Annotated in this window: 12 protein-coding genes; 1 reads left to right on the forward strand and 11 read right to left on the reverse strand. The window is 61.1% G+C overall.

From position 1 onward, the window contains the following. Positions 1–153: 153 nt before the first annotated feature. From groL to DW823_RS05990, 3 genes are all read right to left on the reverse strand, one after another. On the reverse strand, positions 154–1,791 hold the full coding sequence (groL, locus tag DW823_RS05980; RefSeq protein WP_118081059.1) for a chaperonin GroEL: 1,638 nt from the start codon (positions 1,789–1,791) through the stop codon (positions 154–156). Between the two features lie 96 nt (positions 1,792–1,887). Then, complete coding sequence (gene groES / locus DW823_RS05985) at positions 1,888–2,181, reverse strand: co-chaperone GroES (RefSeq protein ID WP_022094351.1); 294 nt, start codon at positions 2,179–2,181, stop codon at positions 1,888–1,890. A gap of 423 nt (positions 2,182–2,604) precedes the next feature. Next, complete coding sequence (locus DW823_RS05990) at positions 2,605–4,242, reverse strand: amidohydrolase (protein WP_233543015.1); 1,638 nt, start codon at positions 4,240–4,242, stop codon at positions 2,605–2,607. Positions 4,243–4,410: 168 nt separating this feature from the next. Between DW823_RS05990 and DW823_RS05995 the strand changes: the two genes are divergently transcribed. Next, a complete protein-coding gene (locus DW823_RS05995) occupies positions 4,411–5,874 on the forward strand; it encodes a M20 family metallopeptidase (protein ID WP_117758403.1) in 1,464 nt (487 codons plus the stop codon). Positions 5,875–5,980: 106 nt separating this feature from the next. Here the strand turns inward: DW823_RS05995 and DW823_RS06000 are convergent, their stop codons facing one another. The 8 genes from DW823_RS06000 to DW823_RS06035 all read right to left on the reverse strand — a co-directional run bounded on the left by DW823_RS06000 (position 5,981) and on the right by DW823_RS06035 (position 12,442). After that, the gene (locus tag DW823_RS06000; RefSeq protein ID WP_199574368.1) at positions 5,981–6,478 is read right to left on the reverse strand and encodes a DUF2752 domain-containing protein; all 498 of its coding nucleotides are present in this window, start codon (positions 6,476–6,478) and stop codon (positions 5,981–5,983) included. Next, positions 6,471–7,079, reverse strand: a complete 609-nt coding sequence (locus DW823_RS06005; protein WP_118081062.1) for a DUF4234 domain-containing protein — start codon at positions 7,077–7,079, stop codon at positions 6,471–6,473. The genes DW823_RS06000 and DW823_RS06005 overlap by 8 nt, the downstream gene beginning before the upstream one ends. A gap of 195 nt (positions 7,080–7,274) precedes the next feature. After that, positions 7,275–8,591: a zinc-ribbon domain-containing protein gene (locus tag DW823_RS06010; protein WP_158567279.1), complete on the reverse strand. Its 1,317-nt coding sequence runs from the start codon at positions 8,589–8,591 to the stop codon at positions 7,275–7,277. A gap of 150 nt (positions 8,592–8,741) precedes the next feature. Beyond that, the gene (locus DW823_RS06015) at positions 8,742–9,764 is read right to left on the reverse strand and encodes a YitT family protein (protein WP_118081066.1); all 1,023 of its coding nucleotides are present in this window, start codon (positions 9,762–9,764) and stop codon (positions 8,742–8,744) included. A gap of 223 nt (positions 9,765–9,987) precedes the next feature. Further along, the gene (locus DW823_RS06020) at positions 9,988–10,509 is read right to left on the reverse strand and encodes an Asp23/Gls24 family envelope stress response protein (protein WP_118081068.1); all 522 of its coding nucleotides are present in this window, start codon (positions 10,507–10,509) and stop codon (positions 9,988–9,990) included. A 44-nt stretch (positions 10,510–10,553) separates the two neighbouring features. After that, positions 10,554–10,931: a DUF2273 domain-containing protein gene (locus tag DW823_RS06025; protein WP_233502694.1), complete on the reverse strand. Its 378-nt coding sequence runs from the start codon at positions 10,929–10,931 to the stop codon at positions 10,554–10,556. Further along, the gene (locus tag DW823_RS06030) at positions 10,924–11,469 is read right to left on the reverse strand and encodes a hypothetical protein (protein WP_118081070.1); all 546 of its coding nucleotides are present in this window, start codon (positions 11,467–11,469) and stop codon (positions 10,924–10,926) included. Before DW823_RS06030 ends, DW823_RS06025 begins: the two co-directional genes overlap by 8 nt. Before the next feature lie 166 nt (positions 11,470–11,635). Beyond that, complete coding sequence (locus tag DW823_RS06035; RefSeq protein WP_055251993.1) at positions 11,636–12,442, reverse strand: YebC/PmpR family DNA-binding transcriptional regulator; 807 nt, start codon at positions 12,440–12,442, stop codon at positions 11,636–11,638. Positions 12,443–12,560: the final 118 nt, after the last annotated feature.

A 12,560-nucleotide genomic window follows, 5' to 3' on the forward strand; every position in this document is an offset into this window, starting at 1 on the left:
GACGGGGCTTCTCTCCGGAATATTCCGCAGGACGCAAAGAGGCTCCGCAGCGCGAAGCGCGATGCGGAGCCTCTTTGCATGTCCGAGGACGTTCCGGAGAGAAGCCCCGTCACGCCCCCGGATTCCCGGTGGGAGTTCTAGACCTTGTCGGCCTTAGTACATACCGCCACCCTGCTGACCAGCGGTAGCAGCAGCGATAGCGTCCTCAAGCTGAGTGTTCTTGGGCACATCGGAGACGGTGGCCTCGGTGATGAGGATCAGGCTGGCGACAGAAGCAGCGTTCTGCAGGGTGACGCGGCTTACCTTGACGGGGTCGAGGACGCCCATCTCGATCATGTCGCCCCACTCGCCGTTGGCAGAGTTGAGACCCTGGCCGGCGGGCAGCTCGGCAACCTTGTCGACCACGACAGCGCCCTCAAAGCCAGCGTTCTTGGCGATGGTAGCGACCGGAGCGGTCAGAGCCTTCTTGACGATGTCGACGCCGATCTTCTCCTCGGGGTCGTCGATCTCGACAGCATCGAGCGCAGGAACAGCGTCCATGAAGGCGACGCCGCCGCCAGCGACAATGCCCTCCTCGACAGCAGCGCGGGTAGCCTGCAGGGCGTCCTCGACGCGATGCTTGATCTCCTTGAGCTCGGACTCGGTAGCAGCGCCGACCTTGATGACGGCAACGCCACCGGAGAGCTTGGCCAGGCGCTCCTGGAGCTTCTCGCGGTCGAAGTCAGAGGTGGTGTTCTCCATCTCGCCCTTGATCTGAGCGATGCGGGCGTCGATGGCCTCCTTGGAACCAGCGCCGCCAACGACGACGGTGTTGTCCTTGGAGATGGTGACGGACTTAGCGGTACCGAGCATATCGGCGGTGATGTCAGCGACCTTCACGCCCAGCTCGTCCAGAGCGGCCTGGCCACCGGTAAGGACGGCGATGTCCTCGAGGATGCGCTTGCGGCGATCGCCGTAGCCCGGAGCCTTGACGGCGCAGACGTTGAGAGCGCCACGGATCTTGTTGAGGACGAGGGTGGGCAGGGCCTCGCCGTCGATGTCCTCAGCGATGATGAGCAGGCCACGGCCGGCGCGCTGGACAGCCTCGAGAACAGGCATGATGTCCTGAACGCTGGAGATCTTCTGGTCGGTGATGAGGATGTACGGATCCTTCATCACGGCCTCCATGCGGTCGTTATCCGTGACGAAGTAAGCGGAGACATAGCCCTTGTCGAACTGCATGCCCTCGACGGTGTCGATGGTGATGTCGAACGTCTGGGAATCCTCGACGGTGATGACGCCGTCCTTGCCCACGACCTCCATGGCCTCGGCGATCTTCTCGCCGACCTCGGGGTCACCGGCGGAGATGGTACCGACGGAAGCAATCTGCTCCTTGGTCTCGACCGGCTTGGCCTGCTTCTTCATCTCGGCGACGGCGGCGTTGACGGCCTTGTCGATGCCGCGACGGATGGCCAGCGGGTTGGCGCCAGCGGCGACGTTGCGCAGACCGTCGTTGACGATGGCCTGAGCGAGCAGGGTTGCGGTGGTGGTGCCGTCACCCACGGTGTCGTTGGTCTTGGTGGCGACCTCCTTCACCAGCTGGGCGCCCATGTTCTCGATGTTGTCCTCGAGCTCGATCTCCTTAGCGACGGAAACGCCGTCGTTGGTGATGGTCGGGGCACCGAACGTGCGCTGCAGCGCAACGTAGCGGCCCTTGGGGCCCATGGTGACGGTAACGGCGTCGGCCAGGGTGTTGACGCCCTTGGCGAGCTTAGCGCGGGCATCGGTGTTGAACGTAATGTTCTTTGCCATAGTGGGTAATCCTCCAAAAGAAATGTGACTCGCGTCGCCGCTTCCGAGTCCTATGCGACGAGCGCGTTCAAAGACGAATCAGAGATTCTGACGAGACTAGGCCTCGACGACAGCGTAGATGTCATCGGCGCGCATGAGCAGATACTTCTCGCCGTCGACCTTAACCTCGTTGCCACCGAACTTACCGTAGATGACAACGTCACCGACCTTGACGTCCATGGGAATGCGCTCACCCTTGTCGTTGACCTTGCCGGCACCAACGGCAACAATGGTGCCGCGCTGCGGCTTCTCCTGAGCGTTGCTGGCGATATACAGACCAGAAGCGGTCTTCTGCTCGGCCTCGTCGGGCTTGACCAGAACACGATCTGCAAGCGGCTTCAAAGACGACATGCTTGTCTCCTCCTTTTTGGGCCGCGCGGTTATACCACGCGAATTAACCCTTTTTGTTTGCGTACGCGTTGAATGGTACCCACGAATGGCGGGTTATACAACACGGAGTCAAAAAATCTTATTTTTTGGCACTTAGATTTTCTGAATGCCGGGGGATAACTTAGCGGTGGCTCCCGGGGCGGACCGGAGGGCATGAAGTTTACTGCTCTACAGTCCTGCGCAAGACGGAAAGCACATTAAGTGCTTTCCTTTGCGTGCGGAACTCGCGACAAACTTCATGCCCTCCGGTCCGCCCTGGGAGCCAGGTTGACTAACTAGGGCCCGGCATTCAGAAAAGTCAGTGCAGCAAAATGGCGATGCGGATGGTGCGAATAAGAAAGGGGCACGTTGCTGAAACGTGCCCCCTATGAGTGAGGTATGAGGCTAGCGCTCGTAGATTACGTTACCTGCCAGGTAGGTGACCTGGACCTTGGTGGCTTGGAGCTCTTGGGGGTCGATGGCGAGCGGGTTTTGGTCCAGGACTACCAGGTCGGCGTATTTGCCGGGCTCTAGGCTGCCGAGGTTTTGCTCGTCGCCCGCTGCGTACGCGCTGCCAAGCGTGTAGTTGCGCAGGGCCGTTGCCGCGTCGATACGCTCGCTCGGCAGCCAGCCGCCCTCGGGCCAGTGGCTGCGGGGATCTTGGCGCGTGATAGCCGTGTAGAGCACGTTCATGCTGGTAACGGCCGTGATGGGGCTGTCGGTACCGAAAGCTTGACGGATACCGCGCTGCTGATAAGTTGCGAACGGCCACATGATGCGGCTGCGTTCCAGGCCCAGGTCGCGCTCCGGGCCACCCGGGTCGAGCGTGATGTGGCAAGGCTGGCTCGAGGCAATGACGTTGAGTTTGCGCAGACGATCGATGTCCTCGGGCAGCAGATTCTCCAAATGCTCAAGCGTATTATGGCCGTGCGGGGGCAAACCGTAGAGCTCTGCCGCCTCCTCAAAGATATCGAGCGCGGCATGGATGGCGCCGTCGCCGATAACGTGGATGCGCACGGTGTGGCCGCGCTCGGCTGCCGCCAGGACCAGCTTGCGCATGCGCTCGACGGGAACCGTCAGACGGCCTTGGTCGCCCGGGAAGCGCGGGTTGGTATAGGGATCGGTGAGGTATGCGGTGTGCTCGCTCGACACGCCATCGAAGAACTGCTTAAAGCCCGGCGCCGAGAGCAACGCATTGTTTGCGTAGCGGGTCTGAAGTTCTTCCAAGCGCGATTGGTCATCCAACAGCGTGGGGAACAGGTGGGCGCGAATGCCCAGCTTGCCAATCGCCTGAAGCTTGTCGTAGACGTCGTCGCGGATAAAGTCACAGCCCGGCATGGGCATGAGCGACATGTCGCAAATCGAGGTAATGCCCTGCTCGGCCATGCGTTTCATTTGGTCGGCATACGCGCTCGCGATGCGATCCTCGCCCAGCCACTCAAGACAGCGCGGCAGCAGCTGCATGGCCGCAGCCTCGTGAGCGATACCCGTGAGCTCGCCATTTGCATCCTTGTCGTAGCTGCCACCCGCCGGCGGCTCGCTGTCGCGCGTCACGCCGAGTGCCTCGAGCGCGCGGCTGTTGAGCCACAGCGTGTGCCCGTCGCCCGAGTACATAACGCAGGGACGATCAGGAAATGCCGCATCGAGGGAGGCCTTGGTAGGGTGCTCGGGCGGATCCCAACGGTAGTCGCGCCAGCCCTGCGTCACAACCCAAGCGTCATCGGGCAGGTCCTGGGAAAACTCGAGCGCGTGTTGCACCAGCGCCGCCTCGGACGTGCCCATATCCATGAGCATGTACGGCGAGGAGCCGACCGAGGTATGGAAGAAGTGCAGATGAGCGTCATGGAAACCTGGGCAGACAAACTGCTCGCCGTAGTCGATAACCGGCGTGGCGGCAGGCGCGGCGGCAATCACGTCATCGGGCGCACCGACTGCGACGATACGGTCGCCTGCGATGGCAATCGCCAGCTCGCGGGCGGTATCGATGCCGTCTTGCGCGGTAAAGACGTTCTTGGAGCGGATAATCCGATCGATATGTTGCATGGGCATCCCCATCTCTGGCAGGAAATTCAACACCCCCGAGTGTACTCCCCCGCCCTTGTAACAAAACCCCAAGCGGCAAACGGCAACTTTACCAGCCCTAGCGGCAGGTGGCATACTGGAGAGAGCCTGTACGATTTTGCGATCAACCCAGCAAGGAGCAAATCGACCATGACGAAGACCAAGGCACAGCAGATTATGGCGGCGACCGAGGCTCGCGCGGCTGACGACGTCACCGCAGCCATCAAAGATATCGCTACCGAGTTTGAGCCCTATATCATCAAGCAGCGCCGGCACTTCCATAAGCACCCGGAGCTGAGCCTTGCCGAGGAGCGCACGACCTCCGACATCGCCAACCAGCTCGATGCCATGAATATCCCCTACGAGCGTCCGCTCAAGACCGGCTTGGTGGCAACGCTTCGCGGTACCGCGCCGGACGCCTACCGCGAGGACGGCACGCCGCGCCGCCGCATCCTGCTGCGCGCCGACATCGACGCCCTGCCCGTCACCGAGCAGACCGGCGAGGAGTTCGCCAGCGTCAACGAGGGCTGCATGCATGCCTGCGGCCACGACTGCCATATCGCCATGATGCTCGGCACGTTGCAGATTCTGCGCCACATGACCGATGACATTCACGGCGAGGTCCGCATCGTGTTCCAGCCCAGCGAGGAAAACGGCCAGGGTGCCAAGCTCATGATCGGCACCGGCGTGCTCGATGGCGTCGATGGCGCCTATGCCGCGCACATCTGGAGCGAGGTCGACGCCGGCACCGTGAGCTGCGAGCCCGGCCCGCGCATGGCCAATACCGACTGGTTCCGCATCGACGTTCGCGGCACCTCGTGCCACGGTGCCATGCCCCAGCGCGGCCACGACGCCGTTATGGTGGCGGCAGAGATCGTCAACGCCCTGCAGACCATCGTCTCGCGCGAGATTAGCCCCTACGAACCCGCCGTCATCACCGTCGGCGAACTGCACGGCGGCACCGCGCGCAACGTTATCGCCGGCACGGCGTACCTCGCTGGCACAGTGCGCACCTATGGCGACAAGACGCATGAGGAGATGCCCGAGCTTATGCGCCGCATCGTGGAGCACACCGCAGCAGCACTAGGCGCCGAGGCCGAACTCACCGACTACACTATCGCCAACTACAAGGTCGAAAACGATGCCGCCTCGAGCGAGCGCTGCCGCCAAGCTGTGCTCAAGTGCCTGGGCCCCGCAGGCGAGGGCCATTACCGCGGCACGCTTTCGGGCGAGGATTTCTCGGAGTACCTGCGCCGTGTGCCGGGCGTGCTCGCCTTTGTTGGCACGCGCAACCCCCAGATCGGCGCCACCTATGCCCAGCACTCCTGCTTCTACAAGATCGACGAGAGTGTGCTCGCCAAGGGCTCCATGGTAGCCGCCCAGTATGCCATCGACTTTTTGGCCGAGCCCACACAAGAAGAGCTCGACGGCCCCACGATCGCCGCGGTTGCCGAGACCAATCCCGACCTGGCCGCCAAGCTGCGCTCTGCCAAGGCAACGGCCGCCGAGGCCCGCGACGCCATGCACGACGCCCGCACCGCCCGCCATGCTGCCATCAAGGGCATCCACGATGCGCGGGCTGCCGCTCGCCACGAGGAGAAGCGCGACGAGTAGCCGTCACGCCCACCCATAACAACCTGGCTAGAGCAAAGCGGGGGCGAACGTTATCTCAACGTTCGCCCCCGCTTATGTGTCGACCGCTTTTCTAGCGCGTCCTCCGTCACGACAGGTAAGAGCGAAGGATGGTGAGCCAGCGTGGGGTTTCGAGGTGGATGATATCGGTGGGAACTCCGGCGGGAGCGTGACCACCAAAGAGCAGGCCCGCGTCTGCCGGGTTGATAAGGCGCACGATCCATACGGTAACGACCAGCACACACAGAACAATAACCGCAATGTCGATGCCACGCTTTAGCTTGCTCGATGCCACCTCCTCGCGCACGAACGCGAGCGCAAACGCAATCGGCACCACCCAAAACAGCGGATGGTAGGCAAAGGCAGCCGCATAATCGAGGCGCAGCGCCGCCAGCCACGCCCTCGTCATGCCGCATCCCGGACAAGGAATGCCCGTCATCAATCGAAAAATGCAGCCAATGTCGAGCAGGTAGAGCGCGAGCCAGGCGACAAAGAGCGCGCCGGTGCAAAAAAGGGCGCGGCGAAGGAGCTCTGCCGTGCCCCTATGTCCCTGGGAGCTGTTCACGCCGCCCTTATTGTTAGGCACGAGCGCCAAGGCGAGTGTTGTAAGCCGTTGCCATGGCATTGGTATTATTGATGACGATGTTCATAGCGAAGATGGGACCAAGGCCGCACAGGAGCGCGCCGAAGATCTGCCACAGAAGAACGGTGGTGCCGTTTTCCTGGAACACCAGGCCGTAGCGAGGAGCGTTGGCCTGCAGGCGGTTGCCAATCTTGTAATACCAGTAGTACGCGTAGAAGCCGCAGGTCACAAACGATAGAAGGATGAATTCCGCCAGACCCGGCGTGTAATCGCCGTCATCCTGACACAACGTGTTGACGTCGCGTGCCAAGCAATACAGGAAGTAGAACGAATAGATACCGCAGGTCACAAGAGAGAGCAGCAGCCAGCCGATCAGGCTGCGGTCAGCCTTAATGGGGCCATAGCCCATCGGAGCGGATGCGGACTGTTGGGCGTATTGACCGGTGTACTGCTGCTGAGGCTGGGGCGCGGGCTGAATAGCCTGGGCCGGAGCGGGCTGGGGCTGCGGGGCCGCAGCGGCAGAAGCGGCACCAACGGCGGATCCGCAAACAGGGCAGAATTTGGCATCATCCGAAATGGGAGAACCACAAGTGGGACAGAACATGAGCCTCTCCTTTTCCTAAGGCGTCGCACGCCTTCAAACCTTACACGTCTACGTTCTCAACAATAGCCGCGACGTTGTTGCGCAACATTGACCAATTTCCGAGAAATTTTGCTGCAACCGTTTTCCCAGGCATTTTCTTGCTTTCGCAGTAGAAAAAGGCACCCCGGGCTCAGTTGCCCAGGGCGCCTCGACCGGCTATTCGGTTTGATTGTTTTCGGCAGCAGGATTATCGCCCGGCTCATCCGCCGGCGTGGCAACGGCATCCCAATCGGGCTCCGCAGGCGTCGCCTCGGACGCCGGTGCGGGGACAGGAGCAGGTGCCGGGGCAGGGGCAGGCGCGGGTGCCGGGGCAGGTGCAGGCGCGGGTGCCGGGGCAGGCGCAGCACCAGTGGCTGCCGTGGGATTGAATCCCGCAGGAGCAGGCTTCTTCTCACCCGGGAGCACAAAAGTCAAAACGTCGTCCTTGTCCTCATCGGCCCATTCGCTTGCATAACGTGCAGCCCAATAGCCAACGGCACGGTGCTTGAGCATCTTGCCAAAGACCGTAAGGAACACCGTGACGAATGCAATCAGCACCAGGAACAATACGAGCGTGACACCACCGGCGGTAACAATCGCCTCGATACCCGTGGGGCGATAGTAATAGCCGTACGCGCCAATTCCGGCGATGGCACCAAAGACAGCTGTCAAGATCCACGTAATGGCGTTGGAAACCAGGCCCGTCAAAAACTCGGGAAGGAACGAAGCACAGAACAGCTTGGTCTTGTTGTGCTTAAAGGCCGCCCAAACCTTATCGAGCGAAAACGCGCTCTCGACGCGACCGGTCACCGCAAAGTGCATCACGGCGATGTCGGCGAACATCTTAAAGAAGACACCCAGAATCGCCGAGGCAATCAGAGCCAGGACAAGCAGGCCGAGCGAACCGAACAGCGCTGCCTCGAGTGCATAGGAGCCGTAATAAGAATACGAGCCCGCGGCGCCAATTACCACGCCCTCCACCAGCGAAAGCACTACACCGATAACGGGAATGGCAGCGATAACCTCGAGCACCACCGAGATGACGCTCGAAAAGACTCCGAGACCAAACGACGTGGAGCGCATGAGTGGACGGTCCATGCCGTCATCGACCTTGAGCGAAAGATCACGTCCCCACTCAATACCAAAGCCGGAACCGCACACGCTCGCAATGCAAGCTGCCAAAAAGCCGATGGCAGCCGCAATGCCGCCAATAACGGGAATAAACAACACGAGCACCGACACAACGCAAATCAGCGCCGGCAAAAACGCGATTTGGCATACACGCTGAAGCACGCCCGGAGTCTTTGTCATATCTTGGAACGCCTGAGCCGTGCAGCCCTTTGGCGCATTCGCCACGGGCGGTTGCGGAACAAACTGCTGAGGCTGAGGCTGACCCTGAGGGGCGGAGGCTGCAGCGCCGGCATTGGGGGCACCGCACACGCCGCAGAACTTGTCGTTATCGCCCATGGGGGCGCCACACTGCGAGCAGAACATCGAAATCATCCCTTCGTATCTTGAGCGAGTCACCTGGATCGCAAACGATGTCTTTGGCATCATTATCACCCAATGTGAGTTCAAATACTCAAAGATGACCGATTTGCAAGGTACACGGCGCCAGCAGGCGGTTCGTTGAATGCGTTCGCGCTAGTTCGTACCGCGGAAACCCTTGCCGACGATCTCGGAACTGTCGACAATCGTGATAAAGGCACCCGGATCGACTTCGCGCGCATAGCGGCGCAGCTGCACGGCCTCGCGACGGCTCAGCACGCTCATGATCACCGTCACGCACTTGCCCGAGAAGGCACCGTAGCCGCGACTGATGGTCGCCGTACGGTTGAGATGCTTGACGATAAACTCCTCGACCTTAAGGGGCTCGGAACAAATGACCGTGCAGACCTTACGAAGGTGAATGCTCTCGATGGCCTTGTCGACCACGAGCGTCTTGGCAAACAGGCCGAGCACGCAATACAGGCCGACACGCGGACCATACAAAAAGGCCGCGATGGCCACGATGCCGATATCAACCAACAGCAGCGCGCGGCCAATCTCGAGCGTGGTGCGGCGCTTGAGGATCATGGCGAGGATGTCTGTGCCGCCCGTCGAGGCGCCAATATCAAAGACGATGGCGCTGCCGAGCGCCGGCAGTATCACGGCAAAGCACAGGTCGAGCCACATATCGCCCGTCATCGAAACATCAGTCGGAATAAAGAGCTCAAAAAACGAAACATAGGCGGACAGCGCAAACGAGGCGAAGACGCTCCACAGGATTGCCTTGCGCTCCAAAAAGATAAAGCCCAAAACGACGAGAACCGCGTTGATAATCCACATAAAGACGCCGACGGGCAGGGTCGGGAACAGCGTGGACAGAATGACCGACACGCCCGAGGTGCCGCCAAAAGCAAAGTGATTAGGGGTTTTAAACGCAACGATGGCAAAGGCCGTAAGAATCAGGCCCAGATTGAGCTCGGCGAAAAAGCGCGGGAAGCCCGGCTCCTGGCTGCGCTTTTGGCCGGCACGCTCGCCGCGCTCAATATCGGTGCGATCAACCACGCGCTCCATCGGCACCACGGGAGGACGATGCACCTCCTCGGCAGCTCGCGATGCCGCCTCTGCCGCGGCAGCCTCAATTGCCCATGCCTGGCTTTCTGTTTCGTGCTCGTCAGCCATTACGGCAACCCCTCGTTAACAATTTGGAAACAATGCGCCCATTAGGGTAACGCGGAACGCGACGATTGCAACCCCTAGTTAGACGAGCGGTATGCCTACATCGGGGGCATACAAATAACGGCCGGCCGCACATACATCCGTGCGACCGGCCGTTTGACGTTTTCGCAGATAAAACCTGCCAAAATAAACCTGTCCCTTTTTGGCAGGTTACCTTTTTGGTAGGCTACTCGTGCTGGTTGGTGCGGTGCTCGTACTCCTCGGGGGTGATGACATCCTCGATGCGCAGGTTGACGCCTGCCACCTCAAGGCCGGTCATCGCGGCAAGACGCTCGGTGACGCGCGCCTTAACGTCGTCAAAGATCGCAGGCGCATAGGCGCCGTACTCGATGATGACCGAGATGTTGACGACCACGCGGTTGTCGTCGGTGACCTCGACCGTCACGCCCTTGGTCAGGTTCTCGGCACCAAACTGCTCCTGCACAAAGTGCATGAGGTTGCCCTTCATGCCCAGAACGTGCGGCACCTCGCGGGTGGCCATGGCGACGATCTTCTCAATCACGCCGTTGGAATATGTCAGCGAGTCCTCGGACTCGTCCGCCTCCTCGTCATCCTCGTCCGCCTCGTCTTCGGACTCTGCCTCGACGAGCGCCTCGTCCTCGAGCGTTACGTCCTCCGCCTCGGCGGCGACGGCCTCGCTCGTCTCGAGCTCGGTATCGGCCACATCGACCTTCGTGTTAAAAGCCATGGTTCCTCCTTATGCCTGCCACGGATGCGACAGTCGAATACATATTAGCGGCCGCTAAACAGACGGCCGAAGAAGTTAACGATACCGTTCTCGCCGTCGCGAATCTGGCCGATCACGGCGCCGATCAGCACAAAGAATGCGATGACAAGCGTGTCCCACAGGCCCAACGTAAGTACCAGCACGGCGAGGATAAAGCCTGCCACGGCGCCGAGTGTAGTGTTGGGGTGGCGCACGGCGTAGCTCCAGATAGCAGCGCCCGTACCTTTGATGAGACCCATGGCCTCGTCAAAGTCGTTGGCGGCGCTGTCGTGCTGCTCGCCGGCCTCGGGCTTGGTGTCGGCGGACTCGCCTGCCGGCATAGCGTTCTGATCGATCGTCAGGCGCGGCGTGCGGGCGGTCTTGTCTTGGTTGGTATCACTCACCGGAAACCTCCACGGTCTGGACGGTAGTCTTGGACGGCAAAAAACGGACGCGCGCGGTCGTGCCCGGCGTGCCGAGCATGGTGTCACAGGCCTTCTCGATACGCTGCTGCATCGAGGTGGCAAGAGCGGCAACGTCCCTATCATCGAGCGCGATGGCCTCGACCTTAAAACGAACGTGCGACTCGTCGGAGCCTTGAACGCGCGCCTCGATATGCTCAACCATCACGCGTTCATCGCACTCCGCCGCGGCACGGGCGCACGAGGAAAGCGCTGCGAGCGTGACCTCGATATTGCGCTCCCCCGCCGGATGCACGCAGGACGGCTCGCGACGCGCGAACATCAAGCGGAAAAACCCAATGAGCACGCCAAGCGCCACGATGGCGGCGCACACCGTAACGACGGCGCGAGGCATGGCGTCACGCAACAGCAGCATAAAGCGATACGTATACGGTCCCCAGAACTGGCAGACAAGCGTGCCCAGCGCCACGATGGCGGCGGCAAGGTACACGATTGCTAGGGCTCGTTTGAGCACGCGCATGCGGCGCTCCTTTCGGGTCTCGGTCCACAGAATGCAAAACGATTCGCATCATTATAAAAGAGCCGGGTCCGGTGCTCTACGCACGCGGATCCGGCTCATCTATTCCACGAGGCTTGCATGCTCGCTTCATTATGCCCAGATATGCGCGGCTTAACCCGCGCGGGCGCTACTCCTCCTCGAGGGCAGCGATGACCTCGTCGGTCATATCCATGGTGCTGTAGACGTCCTGGACGTCGTCGAGCTCCTCGAGGCGATCGATGAGGCGCTGAACCTTCTTGGCGTCGGTACCGGAGACCTCGGTCGGGGTGGTCGGAACCATGGTGGTCTCGGAACCCTTGACCTGGACGCCCTGCTCCTCGAGTGCCTTGGAGACAGCCATGACGTCGTTAGCAGCGGTCCAGACGATCCACTCCTCGCCGGCGTCCTCGTAGTCCTCGCCACCGGCCTCGGCGATTGCCATCATGAACTCATCCTCGTCACCGGCAGCACCGTTGGCGATCATGGTCTCCTTCTTGGCGTTCTCGTCCAGGATCTCCTTGGCGACGACGATCTGGCCCTTGCGCTCAAACTGGAAGGCGACGGAACCGGAGGTGCCCAGGTTGCCACCAGCGTGGGAGAAGGCGGAACGGACATCGGCGGCAGTACGGTTGCGGTTGTCGGTCAGGCAGTCGACGTAGACGGCAACGCCGGCGGGACCATAGCCCTCGTACACGATGTTCTCGTAGACGGCGGCGTCGGCACCCGAACCAAATGCCTTGTCGATAGCGGACTTGATCTTGTCCTTAGGCATGGACTGAGCCTTGGCCTTGGCAACAGCAGCAGCGAGGCTGGCATTGTTCTCGGGCAGCGGGTCGCCGCCGAGACGGGCGGCAACGGTGATGTTGCGGCTCAGCTTGGAGAAGAGGGCGGAACGCTTGGCGTCCTGCGCGCCCTTACGATGCTTGGTTGTGGCCCACTTAGAGTGTCCGGACATACGTGTCTCCTATCGGTTTTGACCTAAAGCCCAGCGCAGATGCTCGGGCAATATAAACAAACGTCGTTATGATATACCTACTGGCCTGCGAGATAAACCCCAAAATGAAGGCGTCGTG

This window comes from Collinsella sp. AM34-10, assembly GCF_003469185.1.
Taxonomy (GTDB): Bacteria; Actinomycetota; Coriobacteriia; order Coriobacteriales; family Coriobacteriaceae; genus Collinsella.